Annotated in this window: 19 protein-coding genes; 7 read left to right on the top strand and 12 right to left on the bottom strand. The window is 65.1% G+C overall.

Going from position 1 to position 18,561, the window contains the following annotated elements; translation table 11 throughout:
• Positions 1 to 126: 126 nt before the first annotated feature.
• The 3 genes from ACPYOG_RS09295 to ACPYOG_RS09285 form a co-directional block, all read right to left on the bottom strand.
• Positions 127 to 552, bottom strand: coding sequence for a nuclear transport factor 2 family protein (locus ACPYOG_RS09295; RefSeq protein WP_481293953.1), 426 nt, complete (start codon positions 550 to 552; stop codon positions 127 to 129).
• Positions 543 to 1,331 carry an MBL fold metallo-hydrolase gene (locus ACPYOG_RS09290; protein WP_481293952.1) on the bottom strand — a complete coding sequence of 263 codons (789 nt, stop codon included), beginning with the start codon at positions 1,329 to 1,331 and terminating at the stop codon, positions 543 to 545. Before ACPYOG_RS09290 ends, ACPYOG_RS09295 begins: the two co-directional genes overlap by 10 nt.
• Before the next feature lie 139 nt (positions 1,332 to 1,470).
• Positions 1,471 to 1,965 carry a MarR family winged helix-turn-helix transcriptional regulator gene (locus tag ACPYOG_RS09285; protein ID WP_481293951.1) on the bottom strand — a complete coding sequence of 165 codons (495 nt, stop codon included), beginning with the start codon at positions 1,963 to 1,965 and terminating at the stop codon, positions 1,471 to 1,473.
• Positions 1,966 to 2,035: 70 nt separating this feature from the next.
• Between ACPYOG_RS09285 and ACPYOG_RS09280 the strand changes: the two genes are divergently transcribed.
• A complete protein-coding gene (locus ACPYOG_RS09280; protein WP_481293950.1) occupies positions 2,036 to 2,707 on the top strand; it encodes a FadR/GntR family transcriptional regulator in 672 nt (223 codons plus the stop codon).
• Between the two features lie 2 nt (positions 2,708 to 2,709).
• Here the strand turns inward: ACPYOG_RS09280 and ACPYOG_RS09275 are convergent, their stop codons facing one another.
• From ACPYOG_RS09275 to ACPYOG_RS09250, 6 genes are all read right to left on the bottom strand, one after another.
• Positions 2,710 to 3,132 carry an RbsD/FucU family protein gene (locus ACPYOG_RS09275; protein WP_481293949.1) on the bottom strand — a complete coding sequence of 141 codons (423 nt, stop codon included), beginning with the start codon at positions 3,130 to 3,132 and terminating at the stop codon, positions 2,710 to 2,712.
• Complete coding sequence (locus ACPYOG_RS09270) at positions 3,126 to 4,007, bottom strand: amidohydrolase family protein (protein WP_481293948.1); 882 nt, start codon at positions 4,005 to 4,007, stop codon at positions 3,126 to 3,128. The genes ACPYOG_RS09275 and ACPYOG_RS09270 overlap by 7 nt, the downstream gene beginning before the upstream one ends.
• Positions 4,004 to 4,990, bottom strand: a complete 987-nt coding sequence (locus tag ACPYOG_RS09265; RefSeq protein ID WP_481293947.1) for an aldo/keto reductase — start codon at positions 4,988 to 4,990, stop codon at positions 4,004 to 4,006. Before ACPYOG_RS09265 ends, ACPYOG_RS09270 begins: the two co-directional genes overlap by 4 nt.
• A complete protein-coding gene (locus tag ACPYOG_RS09260; RefSeq protein ID WP_481293946.1) occupies positions 4,983 to 6,269 on the bottom strand; it encodes an enolase C-terminal domain-like protein in 1,287 nt (428 codons plus the stop codon). The genes ACPYOG_RS09265 and ACPYOG_RS09260 overlap by 8 nt, the downstream gene beginning before the upstream one ends.
• Before the next feature lie 175 nt (positions 6,270 to 6,444).
• Positions 6,445 to 6,801, bottom strand: coding sequence for a cyclophilin-like fold protein (locus tag ACPYOG_RS09255; RefSeq protein WP_481293945.1), 357 nt, complete (start codon positions 6,799 to 6,801; stop codon positions 6,445 to 6,447).
• Positions 6,802 to 6,803: 2 nt separating this feature from the next.
• Positions 6,804 to 7,838 carry an AraC family transcriptional regulator gene (locus tag ACPYOG_RS09250; RefSeq protein WP_481293944.1) on the bottom strand — a complete coding sequence of 345 codons (1,035 nt, stop codon included), beginning with the start codon at positions 7,836 to 7,838 and terminating at the stop codon, positions 6,804 to 6,806.
• 285 nt (positions 7,839 to 8,123) lie between these two features.
• On the opposite strand from ACPYOG_RS09250, the gene ACPYOG_RS09245 reads away from it, so the two are divergent.
• The 5 genes from ACPYOG_RS09245 to ACPYOG_RS09225 all read left to right on the top strand — a co-directional run bounded on the left by ACPYOG_RS09245 (position 8,124) and on the right by ACPYOG_RS09225 (position 13,457).
• Positions 8,124 to 9,476, top strand: coding sequence for an ABC transporter substrate-binding protein (locus ACPYOG_RS09245; protein WP_481293943.1), 1,353 nt, complete (start codon positions 8,124 to 8,126; stop codon positions 9,474 to 9,476).
• 68 nt (positions 9,477 to 9,544) lie between these two features.
• Positions 9,545 to 10,525: a carbohydrate ABC transporter permease gene (locus tag ACPYOG_RS09240; protein ID WP_481293942.1), complete on the top strand. Its 981-nt coding sequence runs from the start codon at positions 9,545 to 9,547 to the stop codon at positions 10,523 to 10,525.
• The gene (locus ACPYOG_RS09235; protein ID WP_481293941.1) at positions 10,522 to 11,409 is read left to right on the top strand and encodes a carbohydrate ABC transporter permease; all 888 of its coding nucleotides are present in this window, start codon (positions 10,522 to 10,524) and stop codon (positions 11,407 to 11,409) included. The genes ACPYOG_RS09240 and ACPYOG_RS09235 overlap by 4 nt, the downstream gene beginning before the upstream one ends.
• Positions 11,410 to 11,438: 29 nt before the next feature.
• Complete coding sequence (locus ACPYOG_RS09230) at positions 11,439 to 12,455, top strand: NAD(P)-dependent alcohol dehydrogenase (RefSeq protein WP_481293940.1); 1,017 nt, start codon at positions 11,439 to 11,441, stop codon at positions 12,453 to 12,455.
• Positions 12,456 to 12,512: 57 nt separating this feature from the next.
• On the top strand, positions 12,513 to 13,457 hold the full coding sequence (locus tag ACPYOG_RS09225; RefSeq protein ID WP_481293939.1) for a PfkB family carbohydrate kinase: 945 nt from the start codon (positions 12,513 to 12,515) through the stop codon (positions 13,455 to 13,457).
• A gap of 19 nt (positions 13,458 to 13,476) precedes the next feature.
• Here the strand turns inward: ACPYOG_RS09225 and ACPYOG_RS09220 are convergent, their stop codons facing one another.
• Both ACPYOG_RS09220 and ACPYOG_RS09215 read right to left on the bottom strand, forming a co-directional pair.
• Positions 13,477 to 15,258 (bottom strand): molybdopterin-dependent oxidoreductase, encoded by a 1,782-nt coding sequence (locus tag ACPYOG_RS09220; RefSeq protein WP_481293938.1) that lies wholly within the window; start codon positions 15,256 to 15,258, stop codon positions 13,477 to 13,479.
• A gap of 76 nt (positions 15,259 to 15,334) precedes the next feature.
• Positions 15,335 to 16,774 carry an MFS transporter gene (locus ACPYOG_RS09215; protein WP_481293937.1) on the bottom strand — a complete coding sequence of 480 codons (1,440 nt, stop codon included), beginning with the start codon at positions 16,772 to 16,774 and terminating at the stop codon, positions 15,335 to 15,337.
• A 90-nt stretch (positions 16,775 to 16,864) separates the two neighbouring features.
• Here ACPYOG_RS09215 and ACPYOG_RS09210 point away from each other — a divergent pair, with 90 nt between their 5' ends.
• Positions 16,865 to 17,341 (top strand): MarR family winged helix-turn-helix transcriptional regulator, encoded by a 477-nt coding sequence (locus ACPYOG_RS09210; RefSeq protein ID WP_481293936.1) that lies wholly within the window; start codon positions 16,865 to 16,867, stop codon positions 17,339 to 17,341.
• Here ACPYOG_RS09210 and ACPYOG_RS09205 read toward each other — a convergent pair.
• Positions 17,310 to 18,545 (bottom strand): MFS transporter, encoded by a 1,236-nt coding sequence (locus ACPYOG_RS09205; RefSeq protein WP_481293935.1) that lies wholly within the window; start codon positions 18,543 to 18,545, stop codon positions 17,310 to 17,312. The genes ACPYOG_RS09210 and ACPYOG_RS09205 overlap by 32 nt on opposite strands.
• Between the last annotated feature and the right edge of the window lie 16 nt (positions 18,546 to 18,561).

Below are 18,561 nucleotides of genomic sequence, written 5' to 3'. Positions count from 1 at the left end.
GCGGGGACGCTCAGCGGGAAGCTCGCCAGGTCGTCCACCACCCCGACCTCGCTGCCGTCCGCCGCATCCGTCACCGTGGCGCGGTGGGGAAGCGCCTCCGACCAGACGGTGCCATCGAGTTCGCGGTCAGGTCGTGGCGGCTTCGAGCACTTTCGCGGTGTCGACGAACTGTTCGAACCGCACGATCAGCCCCGCGCGCACGACGAAGTGGTGCGCGACGCGAACGTTCAGCGGTTTCCGCGTGGTCCGGTGGATGGCGGTGTACCGGGCGAGGACGACGACGTTCTCACCGTCGACGATGTAGGTGTCGTCGTGTGCGGTCCAGTCCTGCCAGCCCTCCCCGAGCTTCTCCATCACGTTGGAAGTCACGCCCTCGGGGGTGCGATAGGTGCCGGCGAGGGGAAAGCCGGCCATCTCCGTCCACTCCACATCGGGCGCTAGCGTCGCGCGCAGGGCCTCGAGATCGCCGGCCGCGGAGGCGAGGTACTGGCGCCGGACGACGTCACGTGATTCCGCCGACGTATCGCCCGTCGGGTTCTGGCTCAGCCCCATGTCATCTCTCCCTTGGCCACCTTGGGTCCGATCTGCGCGGCGATCAGCATCCCGGATCCGGGGTAACGCTGCACGAGGGCCTCCGTGACCGACGCACCGTCGCTGGACTGTGCCAGAAGGTCCTCGAAAGCGAGCAGGTAGTCGCGCGTGTAGGCGATCGCCGTGGCGTCGTTCGCGCTGGCAGGCTGGCGGTGGCCGGCGACGACCAGCGCCGGCTCTCGGGCGGCCATCTGCTCGAGCGTGCCGGCCCAGTCCGCCCGAAGCTCGGGAGTGGCGGTGTCCGCGGTCCACACATGCTCGTCCTGGAACAGGAGGACGCCGCCGAGGATGCTGCGGGATGGCGCGTGCCACAGATAGTGACGGTCCGGGAGCAGCTCCGAGCCGCCGTGCAGCTCCAACCTGTCACCTCCGATGGCGAGGGCGTCGCCCGTGAACGGTTCCAGGTCGACGAGCCGCGTGGGGAGGTTCTGGCCGAGTGCCGCCCACGCCACGAGCTTGCCCTCGAAGGATGCGCGGATGTGTTCGATCACCAGCGGCGTGGCAACGAGCGTCGCTGCGGGGAACGCGTCGGCGATGACCTCCAAGCCGAAGTAGAAGTCGGGGTCGGCGTGGCTGACGAACACGGTCGTCAGCTTCTTGCCGGAGTCGAGGATCGCAGCGACGAGTCGGTGCCCGTCTGCCCGGGTGAAGCCGGCATCGATCAGCACCGCTTCGGATTCGTTCGAGACAAGGACGGCCGACTTGTTCTTCGACCCCGCGGGAAAGTCGAGGTCGAACACATCAAAATTCAACGGCATGGGGAAAGCCCTTTCAACAAGTGCCCGGGCAACAGAGGTCCGGCGCGGACCGGGTGGTCCGCATCGCACTCAACATAGCTGACTAGTCAGCTATTCCCCAAGGAGCGATTTTCTCCGCGTCTTACGGCATCACCGGGAGCGACCGCGCTGCGCTCTCGCTGAGCTTCCGGATCATGGTCGAGAACGACGCCATCTCGTCATCGCCGAGAACCTCCACAAGGTGGCGTTCGATGTTGCGCACGTGCACATTGCTGGCCTCGGTGACTGTCCGTGCACCGACGGGCGTGAGATGGATGAGCTGCACCCGTGCATCACGTGCGGAGTGGGTACGTGTCACCAGCCCCTGGGCCAACGCGCGCTGGACCAGTCTGGTCGCGCCCCCGGAGGTGAGCACGCGGGCTTGGGCTATCTCGCGAATGGGCAGTCCCTCCTCGCCCGCCCTCCCCACGAGCAGGAGCAGTTCGTACATGACGTGCGGGAGCCCGAGCCGCTCCTCCAGATCACGTCCCAAGAGGAACTCGAGTCGGTTGGCGGCACCGAGCAGGCGACCGAACGCCAGAACGCGTGGATCGTTCGCCGCCTCTGCGGCGCTGTGGAACCGGGTCTCGTCCGCCATGGGTCAAGACTAGGCGGAGCGACGAGAGTGGGAGCGGCTCGCTGAAACATCCGACCATTAGGCTGGGCGCGTGGCAGTCACCGACGAGGCGATCCTCAAGATCAAGAACATGATCCTCTCCGGCGAGCTTGCTCCCGGCGACCGGCTCCCGCGCGAGCAGGAGCTCAGTGAGCGACTCGGTCTCTCTCGCAGTTCCCTGCGCGAAGCCGTCAAAGCCCTCGAGGTGATCCGTGTGCTCGACGTGCGGCGCGGCGATGGAACCTATGTCACGAGTCTCGAGCCCCAGCTCCTGCTGGAGGCCATGTCGTTCGTCGTCGACCTGCACGACGATTCGTCTGTTCTCGAGATCTTCGCGGTGCGTCGCATCCTCGAACCGGCCGCTGCGGCTCTCGCGGCCGCCGCGATGACGGACGGCGCAGTGGCTGCGCTCCGGTCAGAGGTGAACGCCGTCGACGTTTCGACCAGCATCGAGGGCTTGGTCGCACACGACCTGGCCTTCCACGAGCTCATCAGCGAATCGTCGGGCAATGCATATCTCGCGAGCCTGATCCATGGTCTCTCGAGCGGGACCGTTCGTGCACGGATCTGGCGCGGCCTGACCCAGGAGAATGCCGTTGAACGTACATTGACGGAGCACCACGCGATCGTGGATGCGCTCGAACGCAGAGACGCCGAACTCGCGAGGGCTCTGGTGACGGTGCACATCGACGGGGTCGAATCGTGGCTGCGCAAAGCGCTCTGACATCACGTCGCTGATTCAGCGATGACCAGGCCTTTACGGAGCAGCGCATTTCCGTAGGTCCGTGTCTCCCCGGTCCGGATGATGAGGAATGCCTCGGCGGCGAGATCGTAGAAGGCGCGCCGTTCGACGAACCGCACGTCGCCATCGCCGGCCCGTGCGGCGGCGATGAGTTCGTGCTGCACGGTGAGTGTGGCTCCATCGGCCGAGCGCATCAGGTCCAGGGCGGGCGCATCGTCAAGAGGGAGCACGCGGCGGAGCGCCGCGAGAACCTGAGGCGAGCCGAGGCCGGGGGTATCGACGACGCGAGCGCCGAGCCGCGCCGCTGGAAAGTGGGCGTCAGCGACGACCACCGCGTCCGAATGCCCCATCGCGTCCAGATGTGCAAGCAAAGCGCCCGTGAGGATCGGGTCGATCCCGCTCAGCATTGCGAACTCTCCCAACCGGATACCGGATCGCCGAGCGAATAGGTCCTCACGGCGGTGTTCCACAGGATGTGCTCCTGCTCGGCGGCACTGAGCTCGCCGATCCATTCCGCGTAGACGGCCCACGCGCGCTGGTATCCCCCGAATCGCACCGTGATCGGCCAGTCCCCTCCGTACATCAGGCGCGACGGCCCGAACAGCTCGAGAGCCGCATCCCACGCTGGTCTCAGAGCCTCCGCCGTGAACGGCACACCGGGAAGGGTCAGCCCTGACACCTTCGCCACGGTGTTCGGAAGTGCGGCGACGGCATCGAATGACGAATGCCACGCGCCGAACGCATCACTACCCACCGGCGGCTTAGCCAGGTGATCCACCACGACGGTGAGCTCGGGGAGGGCGCGCGCCACGTCGCCGGCTTGGTCGAGGTGGGCGGGCCACGCATCCGGAACCTCGAAGACCAGCCCCCGGCGCGCCAGCGACGCCAGCGATGATCTGACCTCGGCGAGTTCGAGGAAGTCGGTTCGGGGGTCGTCGTGCACCAGATGCCGAACGCCACGAAATGCCGGATGCTCACCCCAGCGATCGAGCGCCGCCTCGGCCGCCCGCGGTTCGTCGAGCGGCACCCAGCCCACCACGCCGGCGACCCACGGGTTCTTCTCCGCCACACCGAGCAAGTAGCCGGTGTCGCGGAGCGTGTCCTCCGCCTGCACCAGGATCGCCGACTCGACTCCGGCAGCGTCGAGTTCGGCTCTCGCTTGTTCGGCTGTGAAGGTCGAGTACAGCGCGCCGTGCTCGGGCGTGAGCCAGGCGTATTCGCCGGCGTCGAGATCCCACAGATGAAGGTGCGCATCGATGCGGCGCGAGGATGCGAGCGTCACGGGATCAGATCCCGGTCGCGAAGGTCGGTCCACAGCGCTTCGGGGATCGTCGCGCCCATGCGCTCCACCGTCTGTTGGAGCTGCGCGGCGGAAGCGGCACCGGCGACGACGGTGCGAACGGCCGGGTTTCGCGGGGTGTACTGCAACGCGGCGGCCGGCAGTTCCACGTCGTGCTCAGTGCACACGGCGGCGATCGCACGCGCCCGCTCGAGCACGGCGGAGGGCGCAGTCCCGTACTCGTAGTGGGACGAAGTGTCGGGCACGCTTCGCGCGAGCAGACCCGAATTGAAGACGGCCGCATTGACGATGCCGATCCCGCGTTCGGCCGCCTCGGGAATCACGTCCTCCAGTGCCGGTTGCTCGAGAAGGGTGTAGCGGCCGGCGATCATCAGCAGGTCGAGTGCGTCGGTTCGCAGGCCCGCGAGGAGCGCGTCCACGGACTTCGAGCCGACGCCGACGGCTCGCACGAGGCCTTCGTCGCGAAGCGCCGCAGCAGCGGGCAGGCCGTCAGCGATCGCCGATTCGAGATCGAACTCGTCCGGGTCGTGAAGATACAGCACATCGACACGGTCGAGACCGAGACGGACGAGGGAGTCTTCGAGGCTGCGGCGCACGCCGTCGGCACTGAAATCCCAGACGCGTTTCAGGTCGTCCGGGACAGCGAACGCGTTCTCGTCGTCGTATCCGCCGCCACCTCCCGGGTTGTCGATGAGCAACCGCCCGACCTTGGTCGACACGACGAATTCGTCACGCGGCTTCGTAGCGAGGAACGCGCCCAGCCTGCGTTCCGACAGCCCCAGGCCATAGTGCGGTGCTGTGTCGAAGGAGCGGATGCCCGCCTCCCAGGCGACCTCGAGCATCGCGTGAGCATCGTCGTCGCTCATGGCGCGAAAGAGGTTGCCCAGGTTCCCACCGCCGAAGGAAAGCGGACCGAATGCGAGTGCCGGTGCACGGCGGGGACGGCGGAGAACGGCTTCAGACACGGACGCCCCAGTCGAATTCGGCGATCGATGCCTCGTGCATCTCAGCGCCGGACCCGGGCATCGCCGGCGGCCAGTACCGCCCGTCGTGAACGTCGACCGGGACGACGAAGTGCTCGTGCAGGTGATCGACGAACTCGATCATCCTGTCCGTGCTGGTGCCCGAAACCGCCAGGAAGTCGAACATCGACAGATGCTGGACGACCTCGCACAGGCCGACTCCACCGGCATGCGGGCAGACGCGCACGCCGAATTTCGCTGCGAGTAGCAGAATCGCGATGTTCTCATTGACGCCGGCGACCCGGCTCGCATCGATCTGGAGCACACGGAGCGCGTCCGCCTGCAGGAACTGTTTGAACATCACACGGTTCGCGCCGTGCTCGCCGGTGGCCACCGGGATCGGCGCGATCCCGCGAGCGATCGCAGCGTGCGCCAGAATGTCGTCCGGGTTCGTGGGCTCCTCCACCCAGGCGAGGTCGAAGGGTGCGAGGTCGGCGATCCAGTCGATCGCCTCCGCCACATCCCACCGCTGGTTCGCGTCGACCGCCAGCCGGATGCCGGGGCCGATCGCCGCGCGAGCGATGCTGAGGCGACGAACGTCATCGGCCCGATCCGCTCCGACCTTGAGCTTGATCTGCGCGAACCCGTCGGCGACGGCCTCCCGGCACAGCCGGTCCAGTTTGGCGTCGTCATACCCGAGCCAGCCGGGCGTGGTCGTGTAGGCCGGATAGCCCGTAGCGAGCAGTTCCGCGCGGCGCGCATCCCGGCCCGGCACGGCTGCGCGCAGGACCCCGAGGGCATCCGCAGGGGTGAGTGCGTCGGTCAGGTAGCGAAAGTCGACGAGCGACACGATCTCCTCCGGCGTCATCGCCGCGAGGAGCTCCCACAGGGGCAGACCGGCCCGCTTCGCCTTGAGGTCCCAGAGCGCGTTGACGACGGCCCCGATGGCCATGTGCATGACACCCTTCTCGGGTCCGAGCCAGCGCAACTGGGAGTCGTAGACGAGATCGCGCCAGGTCGTCCCCATGTCGTCGAGCAGTTCCTCCACGTCGCGTCCGAGCAGGTGACCTTCGAGCGCCCGGATCGCAGCCACCTCGACATCGTTGCCCCGCCCGATGGTGAACACGAAGCCGTGACCGGCGAGGCCGTCGTCGCTGTCGGTGACGATGCGCAGGTAAGCGGCCGAATAGTCGGGGTCCGGGTTCATCGCGTCCGACCCATCGAGCATGGTCGAGGTCGGAAAGCGGACGTCGTAGGTGTCGAGTGCTGTGATCGTGCTCACGTGGGTTCCTTCAGTGGAGGGTACGCATGAGCTTAGACATCCGATGTCTAGCCTGTCAATCGACGTCAACCTGGCCACGTGGGGCCCAAACCGGGCCAAGGCCACCTCATAGTTCGGATGTTCCGACTCTGGAGGGGGCGAACTGCCCTCTAGCTGGGCTTGCAGGTTCCCGTCGTCACATCATTGAGATCAGCGCTGCGAAGTGGTCGCCCTGATCCCGGATCCTGGCCACGTCGTCGAATGTTCCGATCGGGATGATCCCGGTGTAATAGCCGACGTGCTCGTAGTACAGCACCAGCGCCCGGTCGGGCACGTAGTACCCGATGGTTCCCGGTTCGGCGGCGCTGCCGGAGGGCATGCCGTCGATGGGCAGCGCGGCGGGGAGGTCGGCGATCTTCTCCTGTCCACCGAAATCGCGGAATGAGAGAGCGAGCGGGAGCTGGGCAACCAGTGCCCGGGCAGTGGCGCTCTGCTCGAGCGAGCCGGTCACCGTCCGCCCTGCGATGGCGATGGCGATGGTGGTTCCGGCCATGGTCAGGATGCGATTCCGGGGTAGGACAGTTGCGGCGGGACGCGAACCCTGCGACGCGGGGAGGTTCGCCGGTGCTCTCGTGGAGTGGAGCCGGTCACGCGCCGGAACTGACGGTTGAAGTTCGAGAGGTTCGTGAAACCGACGGATTCGGAGATGGACGAGATCGGTTCGTCGGTGGTTTCCAGCAGGCGGCAGGCGTGAGAGATGCGAAGCTTTGCGACCATTTCGGTGAAGGTCATACCGCTGGCCCGCTTGAAGTACTTGGAGAAAGTCGACTCGGACATGTTCGCCAGCCGGGCGGCTTCAGCCATGCTGACGTAGCCGGTCAGGTTCTTGAAGATGTAGTCGACGGCGAGGTCGACCGTTGCTGTGGAGCGAAGGTCGGCGTCGTGGCGGGTGTAATTCGATTCGAGGCCTTCGACGTCGATCTCCGGTGCCCTCGCAAGCGTACGGAAGACTCCGATCAGCGCGAGGAGCCTGTCGATTCCGCTGAGGCTTCCCATGGAATCGATGGCCGTAGCCAGCGTCGCTGCGGTCTGGCCGTGGAAGACGACGCCTCGCCGCGCGTGCTCGAGAAGCGGTGCGAGGTCATCGAGTTCTGGCATCAACGACGAGCAATTGGCGAGCCATTCGCCGTCGAACTGGATCAGTGCATCTCGGTTGACCACGACTTCGCCGGGTTCGAGGAAGCTGATCCAGTCGTGGGGGATTCCGGGGCCGACCAGAGTGACTTGGCCCGGCGAGAAGAGCCCGACGGTGTCGCCGACGATGAACCTGCCTTCGCTCTTGCGGATGAGGTGCAGTTCGTATTCGGGATGGTAGTTCCAGCGCGCGATGTCGGCGGGGTAGCTGTGTTCCGCCCACCGGACGCTGTATCCCTCGTCCGGCCGGATCACTTCCCTGTCCGCCTGCTGGGCCCAGGAGCGCTCGGCCGGAGACAAGGAGGGCAGCGGCTGTGAACGGGGAGAAGTTTTCACTCGATAAGTAATACTCCGTTGATTCTCATCCGGCAAACGCTGGAGCCGAATAGTCGTCACTCACCGAGTTGAGCCCCCGTCAGGTGGCCTCTGAATGGGAGCGGTCACTTGGCCGCGGAATCTCCCGTGCGGCTGGCATCCGGAAAATTAGTATCGGAAATCAATGCCATTCGCGCTAGTGGTGTCTCGAATCATCACCCTAATCTCAGCTAACGCACTCGCAAACGCAGCTCGATGCGACGACCCCGCGCCATCGAATCCCCCACCTTCCCGATGAGCCCGAGCATCGCACCTTGCGCAGCGTCAGCACTGCGCACCACCAGCACATTACAAAGGAGTGATCGAATGCGATTCAAGAAACGAATCATCGCGGCAGCCGGATTGTCGGTATTCGCCGTGGCCTTGACGGGATGCACCGGAGCCGGAGCGTCGAACGGCGCCAATGGCGGCGATGTCGTCAACGTCCTGATGGTGAACAACCCCCAGATGCTGGACCTGCAAAAGCTCACCGACACCTACTTCACAAAGAAGACCGGGATCAAGGTCAACTACACCTCTCTGCCAGAGAACGACGCACGCGCGAAGATCGCCACCGAGTTCGCTGCCCAAGCAGGTCAGTACGACGTCGCATCCATCAGCCCGTACGAAGAGCCGACGTACGCCAAGAACGGCTGGCTGGCGCCGCTCGACTCGATCGCCCGTTCTTCTTCCTTCGACCAGGAGGATGTCTTCCCGGCTTTCACGAAGGCACTGAGCTCCGATGGGCACGTCTACGCGGAGCCGTTCTACGGTGAGTCCTCCTTCTTGATGTACCGCAAGGATGTCTTCGCCCAGCTCGGGCTCACCATGCCGGCAAAGCCGACCTGGCAACAGGTCGCGGACCTTGCCGCCAAAGCGGACGGTGCCCAGGCCGGCATGAAGGGCATTTGCCTCCGAGGTGAAGTCGGGTGGGGCCAGGTATTCGCACCGCTGACCAGCGTCGTCAACACCTTCGGAGGAACCTGGTTCGAGAAGAACTGGACGGCGGGAGTCAACGCTCCGGCGTTCAAGGATGCGGTCAACTTCTACGTGAACCTGGTCAAGGCTCATGGTGAACCCGGCGCGTCACAGTCCGGATTCACCGAATGCCTCAACGACCTCTCCCAAGGCAAAGTCGCGATGTGGTACGACGCCACCTCTGCGGCGGGCTCGCTGGAAGCGCCCGGGTCGCCGGTCGCCGGAAAGATCGGGTACGCGCCGGCACCAGTGGACAAGACGAAGAGTTCCGGCTGGCTCTGGGCATGGTCGTGGGGGATCGAGAAGGCCTCGAAGCACACTGCGGCCGCCGACAAGTTCATCGAGTGGGCCTCGAGCAAGGACTACGAGAAGACGGTCGGACAGCAGCTCGGCTGGGCGAAGGTTCCCGCAGGCAAGCGGATCTCGACCAACGACATTCCGGAGTACCAGAAGTCCGCTGCGGCCTTCTACAAGCAGACGCAGGACGCCATCTCCAGCGCTGACCCTGAGAACCCCGGTGTCCAGCCGCGGCCCGCACCCGGAATCCAGTTCGTGGCCATCCCCGAGTTCGCAGACATGGCCACCCAGGTGTCTCAGGGCGTGAGTTCCGCGATCGCCGGCAAAGAATCCGTCGACCAGGCACTGAACGACGGGCAGGCGCTCGCTCAAGCCGTCGGCGACAAGTACAAGAACAAGAAGTAATCCGCCGCTTCGGGTGGCGGCCGCATCCTGCCGCCACCCGAATCCGGATTCAAGGCAAGGAAAGAATCGTGACCACTTCGACCGACAGCCTGCCAAGCGTTGGCAGGTCGGCACCGCCATCGCTCCCGCGGGGCTCGACCACTCTCAAGAAACGGACGATCACGAAAGCCGAAGGGTGGGCACGGCGCGCGCCACTTCTTCCGGCGCTGGCGTTCATGGTCGTCGTGACACAGATCCCCTTCGTTCTGACGTTGATCATCTCCTTCTTCAACTGGAACGCGCTCTACCCGCAAGACGTTCACTTCGCCTGGTTCTCCAACTACGTCAGCGTCTTCACCGACCCGGCTCTCCGAAGCGCCATGCTGACCACGGTCGAAATAACGGTGGTCGTCGTGCTGACCAGCCTTGTTCTTGGGCTGGGGATCGCGTTGCTCCTCGACCGCTACTTCTGGGGACGCGGTTTCGTCAGAACGCTCCTTATCGCACCTTTCCTCATCGTCCCCGTCGCGTCCGCACTGGTCTGGAAGCACGCTCTCTACAACCCGACGTATGGGCTGTTCAACGGTGTCCTCGCCTGGATGGGGAATCTCTTCGGGGTGCAGGCGCCCCAGCCGGACTGGATCTCATCGATGCCACTCGGGACAGTGAACGCTGAGCTCATCTGGCAGTGGACCCCGTTCATGATGCTGATCCTCCTTGCCGGTCTGCAGGGTCGCCCGCTCGACATCATCGAGGCGGCCCGGATCGACGGCGCCAACGAGTGGCAGATCTTCCGATTCATGACCCTGCCGCACATGCGCCGCTACCTCGAGCTAGCGGCTCTGCTCGGATCGATCTATATCGTCCAGAATTTCGACGCTGTCTTCACCATCACCACCGGCAGCCTGGGCACGGCGAACCTTCCGTACACGATCTACCAGCAGTTCTTCCTCGGACACGACTACGGAGGAGCTTCCGCATCCGGGGTCATCGTCGTCATCGCGTCGATCGCGATCGCAACGTTCGCACTTCGAACCGTCTCAACACTGCTCAAGGAGGAAAAGCGATGACTATCGCACTCCGCTCCCGCTCTCGGCAGGCCAGTGCGCTTGACGGCCGTCCCGAGCCGCGTGGACGATTCCGGAAAGCCGGTCTCGGCGTTCTCGCCTGGGTCATCGCCTTGATCTCTTTCGCACCGATCGCGTGGATGGTCCTCACGTCGCTGCATAGCGAGACGGATGCAGCGACGAATCCGCCTTCGCTTTTCGCACCATTGACGCTGTCCGCATACGCGGAATTCTTCGGAGCCAGCACGGGCGCCAGCCCGATCCCCTATCTCGAGAACTCCGCTATCGCGAGCATCGGATCGACAGTGTTCGTACTGATACTCGCAACGCCTGCCGCCTACGCGCTTTCCATTCGGCCGGTTCGCAAGTGGTCGGACGTTCTCTTCTTCTTCCTCTCCACCAAGATGCTCCCCGTCGTCGCCGGGCTGCTCCCGATCTACCTGATCGCGAAGGCTGCGGGACTCTTGGATACGAACCTTCTCCTCATCGTGTTGTACACCTCCGCGAACCTGCCGATCGCGGTGTGGATGATGAGGTCGTTCCTAAGTGAGATCCCCGTCGAGATCCTCGAGGCCGCCTCCATCGACGGTGCAGGATTCTTCTTCAAGTTCGTGAAGATCATCATCCCGCTTTCGTCGCCAGGGCTAGCGGCAACAGCTCTCATCTGCTTCATCTTCAGCTGGAACGAGCTGCTTTTCGCGAACGCGCTGACCAGCGTCTCGGCCGGCACCGCACCGGTTTTCCTCACCAGCTTCGTCACCAGTGAGGGTCTCTTCCTGGCGAAGGTGTGCGCTGCGTCGGTGGCGATCTCCCTTCCCGTACTCATCGCCGGGTTCGCCGCGCAGGACAAGCTCGTTCAGGGCCTGTCGCTGGGCGCAGTCAAGTGAACCTCCCGCACACCGAAAGGCACGAACACATGATCACCGACCCTACGATGCGCGCAAGTTTCCTGTACGGGCAAGGTCGAATCGGCGTGGAGACGATCGCGAAGCCGGCACCCCGGCACGGACAAGTCCTGATAAGGATCTCCTCCGTCGGAGTGTGCGGATCGGACATGCACTATTACCATCACGGCGCGATCGGACACCACGTCGTCCGGGAACCGATGATCCTCGGCCACGAGGCGGCGGGAGTCGTCGAAGACGTCGGCGCCGGCGTATCTCAATCCTGGGTCGGCAAACGGGTTGCGATCGAGCCAGGAGTTCCCGACGGCACCTGCAGCTACTGCCGGGCGGGCAAGTACAACCTGTGCCCCAACATGGTGTTCTTCGCCACTCCGCCCGTCCACGGTGCATTCGCCGAATACATCGCGCATCCGGTCGATTTCGTCTATGAGCTTCCCGACAACGTCTCTGATGACGCCGGCGGTTTGATCGAGCCCCTTTCGGTCGGGATCTGGGCACTGAGACAGGCGGCTGTGCAACCCGGGGGCAGCGTGTTCATCGCGGGCGCTGGACCCGTGGGGATCATGGCCGCGCAGGTGGCACGCGCGACAGGACTGACCGAGATCATCGTCTCCGATGTCTCCGAATTCCGGCGCGATGCAGCGCTTCGCTTCGGTGCGACCCACGTCGTCGATCCGCTGACGGACGACCTCGCCGACATCGCCGTCGACGCCTTCATCGACTGCTCAGGAGCCCAGTCCGCCATCAGTTCCGGAATCGCGGGAACCAAGCCGGGCGGTTCTGCCATCCTGGTCGGAATGGGCGGGGAATCCATCAGCCTGCCGCTGAGTCTCGTGCAGGACCGCGAGCTCGTGATCAAGGGCATCTTCCGTTACGCGAACACCTGGCCGACCGGTATCGAAATGGCTGCCACAGGCCTCATCGATCTGGACGGCATGGTCACCGGTCATTTCAGCCTCGATGAGGTGGAACAAGCCTTGAACCCTGACCCGACCGGCACGCGCATCAAAGCGATCGTCCGGCCGTGACCGCGAAACATCTGGCGACGGTCACCCCGCCACTGAAGAGCAGCTAGGAGTTGACGATTGAGCATTCTCGTTATCGGCGAATCGCTTATCGATCGCGTCGTCGCCGACGGTGAAAACACCCGGTCCTCGTCCGGCGGAAGCCCGATGAATGTGGCCGTCGGACTCTCCCGGCTGGGTCACGAGGTCACCTTCGCCACTCAGATCGGTGAAGACGCCGACGGTGAGATGATCGTCGACTGTCTTGGGCGTGAGACTCTCACCGTGATCAACGAGCCAGGAGAGCGGACGAGCCGAGCTCATGCCACCGTGAAGCGTGACGGTTCAGCCGACTACCGATTCGACATCACGTGGGATCTCAGGCTGGACCGGCTCCACAGCCGGGCGGCCTTGAGGACTGCCGGAATAGTCCATACGGGGTCCCTCGGAGCGCATTTTCCTCCCGGTGGCAGCCAGGTGCTGCGCGAGGTGATGGCCCGAGCCGGCCGATCTGTCATCAGCTACGATCCCAACTGCCGACCGTCGATCCTGGCCGACCGGGCAGCGACACGGTATGAGGCCGAGCAGTTCGCTTCGGTGAGCGATGTTGTGAAGGCCAGCGACGAGGATCTGCGGTGGCTGTACCCGGACAGCTCGCTCGGGGACGTGCTCGAGCAGTGGATCCGGGCGGGCGTCGGTCTGATGGTCATAACGCGCGGCAGTGACAACGCTCTTGCCGGGACGGCGTCGGGAATCCGGCTGAGTTCGGCGTCCGATCGTGTCGAAGTCCTCGACACGATCGGCGCGGGAGATTCCTATATGGCGGCGCTCCTCAGCGAGCTGCAGCTGTTGGGAGTCCGCGGCCCGACTGGCCGGTCCGCCCTGGACGCGCTGTCTCGGGACGAATTGGCCACTGTCATGACGAGAGCCGCTGCCGCTGCGGCCATCACCTGCTCACGGGCCGGTGCGAACCCGCCGAGCCGAGCGGAGCTCGACTCGTACATCGCAGATTCACCTCAGCCTTGATCGGACTCGGGCGCGTGCACTAGATGGATTGCCGGTAGCCGAAGAACTCGTGGTCGTTGTTGTACCCGCCGAGGCCTCCTCCGAGTTCGGCGAAGTCCTCCACGAACTCGATGCCCTTGATCCACTTGACCATCTTGAAGCCGAGTTGTGTCTCGTTCCGGAGACGCAGGGGGGCGCCGTGACCGAACGATACCGCTGCACCGTTCATGTCGTAGGCGAGCATCGTCAATGCGTACCGCATCTGCTCGATGGGCTGGGCGTCGTAATAGATCCCACCGTCCGGCCCGGCCGCGAACGAGTAGAAGATCGCCCACTTCGCCTCAGGCTTCGGTCGCACCACGTCGAGGATGGTCGCCATGGAGACGCCACCCCATTTCGCAACGCCCGACCACCCCTGGATGCAGAAATGCTGCGTGATCTGCTCGTGGTACGGAAGGCCGCGCAACTGATCGAGGCTGAACTCGGTCGGGTTCTCAACGAGCCCGCTCACCACGAGCCGGTAGTCGGTGAAGTCGCCCGCTTCGAGTTTCTTGTACTCGTCGGTCTCCGGGTACTTGCCGTTGTGCCAGAAGTAGGGCGAGATGTCCTTGTCGGTGTATCGCCCGGGTTTCGAATCGATGTGCTCGAAGAGCCGCTGCGCGGGCCCGATCAGTGCGAAGCCGACCTTCTGCACAACGCGCGGATGCCGGTAGGTGAATGGCGTGGCGGCGACCCATGCCACGATGACCACGACCATCGACGCCGCGAAGATCCAGAACCCCAGCCAGGACTCGGTGTCCTGCGAGGCATACATGTGGTTGAGGTTGCGCAGCGCTCCGGTGGTGAGCACCAATGCCACGTGCACCACGATGAAGATCACGAACCAGCACAGCACCAGGAAGTGCAACGATCGGGCGACCTGGATGCTGAAGATCGAGCTGATCGCCCGGAAGCGGGTCGAGAGCGCCGGCGACATCCCGAGCCCGGTGATGAGCGCGGCAGGGGCGGCGATGAACACGGTGACGAAGTAGGCGATCAGCTGCAAGCTGTTGTAGTTCGACCAGCCTGACTCTGTCGGCCAGTCGAGCGAGAGGTACTGGATCGCGACCGAGATGGCGTTGGGGATGACGTCCCAGTGCAGTGGGACCAGGCGTAGCCACTGCCCGGTCGTGAAGATCAGGACATAGAAGACGATTCCGTTGAGCAGCCAGAGAGTGTCGATTCCGAGGTGCCACCATCGCGCAAGCCCGATGGAATGCCGCCGGCCGGGGAGGCCGACGCCGTTGGGCAGCGTGATGGAGTCTGCCTTGGCCGTATAGAGCGGGTCCGTCGGCACGGGCTTCTGCATGCGGAACCAGTCCTTGCCGGGCGTCGAGTGCCTGGTCCAGTAGAGCCTGGGGTGATCGGACAGGATCGTCACTCCTGAGCGAATGATGAAGACCATGAAGAACAGGTTGAGGAAGTGTTGCCAGCCCAGCCACGCAGGAAGGCCGACCGGAGCATCCGCCGGCAGTTCGGACATCCCCGGGAACCGCTGCATGAAGTCCTGTACGGCGGGAATCTCCCGGATGCCCTTGGCAACGGCGATGCCGACGATCAGCAGCAGAACGCCGATCGGGATCAGCCAGAGAAGATTGAACCATTTGCTGGTTCCGACGCGTACTCGCGGTGCGACTCCGTACTGCGCGGGCACCCCACCTGCCCAGTCCTCATCGACCACCGTGTAATGCCGGCTGTCGAGTTCGTCCCGGAAGCTCTTGTGAGAGCCTCCGGCTCCGATGTCCGGGGCGGGAGAGAACCGGTCTCCAGGTGAAGGCTCCATATTCGGGAGCCTAGTCAGCCCGAGCCGGGTGTCGAATAGGGCCTAACGACCCTATTCGCTGCGGCCGAAAGCCGATCTATCGCGCGAAGTGCGGCAGCATCCGCGCCCCGATGGCCAGGAGTGCCACGATGCCGATCTGCACATACTCCACAACGGAGAAGGCCGTGACGATGCTGGCCGGAGCGAGGGCGATGTAGAGGCTCCCCAGCGTCGCGACACCCAGCGCGAGCCCGCTCTGCTGCACGGTGATCAGGACTCCGCTGCCGATTCCGCCGAGATGGGTCGGGACATCTGCGAGGACACTGCGGAACAGCCCGGCGAAGAGCATCGACTGCCCGGCACCGACCAGAGCAAGCGGTGCCGCCATGCCCCAGAGGCTGACCTGAGGCCAGCCCCAGGCGAGCACCGCCACGAGAGACGCGAGCCCGGCCAGCTGAACGACGGCTCCGCCCGTCAAGGTCGCCCGCCCGAAACGAGTGATGAGTTTCGGGGCCACCAGGGAGCCCGCCAGGAACAGCAACGCCATCGGAAGAATCGCCAGGCCGCTGTGCAGCGCATCCTGGTGCAGGCCGTTCTGGACGGTCAGGGAGAACACGAACATGAACGCACCGAATCCGATACTGAAGGCGAATACCATCAGCAATCCGCGCGACATCGACGGCAGCCGCAGCAGCGAGGGAGGCAGTAGGGGAACCCTTCCAGCGGCCTCGGCCCGCCGCTCGACGACGTAGGTCGCGATGCCGAGCACGACGGCCAGAGCGATCAGCGCCCCGGTCCACCAGGGCCAACCCACGGTTCCGCCCTCGGCGAGCGGAACGAGCAATGCCGTCAGAGTGGCCGCGATGAGCACCGTGCCAGGGACGTCGACGGTGAGTGGATGCGCCGATCTCGTCGCCGGTACGACGCGAGCGGCACACAGGAGCACGAGCAGTCCGATCGGGACGTTCACCAGGAAGATCGGCCTCCACCCGGTACCGGCGATGTTCGCGCTGACCAGCAGCCCGCCGACCAGCTGACCGACGACTGCGGCGATCCCGGAGGTGGCGCCGTACAGGGCCAAGGCGCGAGACTTCCGTTCACCCTCCAAGGTGTGGTGGAAGGTCGCCAGAACCTGCGGGATCAGCAGCGCCGCGCATCCACCCTGCAGGACCCGCGCGCCAATCAGTACTCCCGCTGTCGGCGCCAGTCCGCACGCCAGCGAGGCAACCACGAACCCGATCAGCGACGCGAGGAAAAGACGGCGACGGCCGAAACGGTCGCCGAGACGTCCACCCAGGACCAGCAATGACGCGTAGGCGACGCCATATCCGGCGATCACCAACTCGAGCGAGGCGGGCGTCGAGTGCAAGCTCGCATCGATGCTGGGAAGGGCGACGTTGGTGATGAAGAAGTCCATGATCGGCAGGAAGGCGCCCACCAGGAGCGTCAAGACGCCGAGGGGGTGCAAGCCGCCGACGCGAGCTGTTGCGCTCGCCGATGCTCGTGAAGTGCTGAGTTCGATCGACTCCGTGGTCATAGCGCCTTCCTTACTTATCACAATATAATTATGAGATCAGGATGATGCTATCGACATAACTGGATGGCCGCAATGGGCTAGCGTGGAGTCGTGGAAACGCATGGGCGGGCTCAGTCGAGCGACACGGAAGAGAACTGGGCCGAGTTGGCCGACCTCATCCTGATCATCGCGAGAGAGATTCAGTTCCGCGGCTATGCGAACAAGGAAGCCGTGGCGCTCTCCCCGTCAGAGGGAATGGTCATGCGATACCTTCACGACGCTGTCGACGCCTCCCCGAGCCGAGTCGCTGCTGCCACCGGCTTGCAGCGCACGAACCTGTCCACCGTTCTCCGCGGTCTCGAGCGAAAGCACCTGATCGAACGTCACGGTCGGGTCGACGATGCTCGCGCGGTCGTCATCCACCTCACGGATCTGGGCAGAACCAACTACGACCTCGTGCGGCACGAATGGGCCACTGTCGTCGCTGACGCCGCCCACGCCGACGCACGGGATCTCGACGCGTCCATCGCCCTCCTTCGCACGGTGAAGGACGGCCTCACCGCATTCCGGACACAAGACCCTCTGTAAAGCGGGAGTCCCTGCGGCGACGGACGGCGAGAGCGATCGTCGGGACCAGGGTGAGCGCGATGATGATCGCGCCGATGACGGACGGTCCGTGGATGCCGAGCGACGTGGAGAGCGTGGCCCCGGCGATCGGGGTGCTGATCGCGGTGCCGGCGTTGAAGGCGGAGACAGCGAGGGCGGATCCCATCGGTGCGGCGGGGCCGGCGTGATGGACGGCGAGATGGATGAGTACCCCGTTCGCGCTGAGTCCGAACAGCCCGAGGAGGACGACCAGGATCACCATCGGCGCCGGGGCGGCGGTCGTCACGGCGATGAGCGCGATGAGCACCGTGGACACGGCCGGGGTGAGGATGGTGACGAGGCCCGGGTGCGCGTCGCCGAATCGCCCGCCGAGGAGCGTGCCGGCGAAGGAGCCGATCCCGAATCCGGTGAGGACGAGCGGGACGAAGCGCGCGGGGAGGCCGGTCTGGTCGGTGAGGATCGGCGCGATGTAGGAGTACGCCGCGAGAACACCGCCGCTGGTGGTGAGGCAGGCGAGAAGCGCCAGCCAGAGCCGTCCGGAGCGCAGCCCATCCAGCGAGGAGCGGATCGGGCCGCTTCCCTGTGCGGGGGAGTCCTTGGGCAGGATCCACGCGATCAGGAGGCCGACCGCGGCAGCGGAGATGGCCAGCGCCCAGAAGGTTCCGCGCCACCCGGCCGCCTGGGCGATGAAGGCGCCGAGGGGGACACCGAGCACCGTCGCCAGCGCGCCGCCTGCGCCCACCACGCCCATGGCGCGCGCGCCCGATTCCGCGCCTGAGGCGCGCGTGGCGACGATCGCAGCCACGGCCCAGAACGCTCCGGTGGCCACGGCGGTGACGAAGCGGGCGGCCAGCAGCACGGTGAAGTCCGAGCTGAGGGCCACCAGGACGTGTCCGGCCACGAAGACCAGCAGCGCGAGGATGAGGGTGATCCGGTTCGACAGCCGCAGGGTCAGCAGCGTCATCAGCGGAGCGCCGATGATCATGCCGACGGCGAAGACCGTGATCAGGCTCCCGGCGTCCGCGAGCGACGTCTGCAGCGAGGCGGCCACCTCCGGCAGGATCCCGGCGATCACGAACTCCGTCGTCAGCATCAGGAACGTGCCTGAGGCGAGCACGTAGACCAGCAGCGGGAGACGGCCGGAGACGCGGGTCTCTCCGGGGGCGTCCATGATGAGGGCGGGCATGCAGTCTCCATCTCCG

Source organism: Leifsonia sp. HAY1-4F (genome assembly GCF_056755275.1).
This window is presented reverse-complemented; position numbering and strand designations above follow the sequence as displayed.

Bases quoted from the DNA above. Each gene is read 5' to 3' on its own strand.
- ACPYOG_RS09295 (WP_481293953.1), bottom strand. From the start codon at position 552: ATGGGGCTGAGCCAGAACCCGACGGGCGATACGTCGGCGGAATCACGT.
- ACPYOG_RS09285 (WP_481293951.1), bottom strand. From the start codon at position 1,965: ATGGCGGACGAGACCCGGTTCCACAGCGCCGCAGAGGCGGCGAACGAT.
- ACPYOG_RS09275 (WP_481293949.1), bottom strand. From the start codon at position 3,132: ATGCTGAGCGGGATCGACCCGATCCTCACGGGCGCTTTGCTTGCACAT.
- ACPYOG_RS09255 (WP_481293945.1), bottom strand. From the start codon at position 6,801: ATGGCCGGAACCACCATCGCCATCGCCATCGCAGGGCGGACGGTGACC.
- ACPYOG_RS09245 (WP_481293943.1), top strand. From the start codon at position 8,124: ATGCGATTCAAGAAACGAATCATCGCGGCAGCCGGATTGTCGGTATTC.
- ACPYOG_RS09235 (WP_481293941.1), top strand. From the start codon at position 10,522: ATGACTATCGCACTCCGCTCCCGCTCTCGGCAGGCCAGTGCGCTTGAC.
- ACPYOG_RS09230 (WP_481293940.1), top strand. From the start codon at position 11,439: ATGATCACCGACCCTACGATGCGCGCAAGTTTCCTGTACGGGCAAGGT.
- ACPYOG_RS09220 (WP_481293938.1), bottom strand. From the start codon at position 15,258: ATGGAGCCTTCACCTGGAGACCGGTTCTCTCCCGCCCCGGACATCGGA.
- ACPYOG_RS09215 (WP_481293937.1), bottom strand. From the start codon at position 16,774: ATGACCACGGAGTCGATCGAACTCAGCACTTCACGAGCATCGGCGAGC.
- ACPYOG_RS09205 (WP_481293935.1), bottom strand. From the start codon at position 18,545: ATGCCCGCCCTCATCATGGACGCCCCCGGAGAGACCCGCGTCTCCGGC.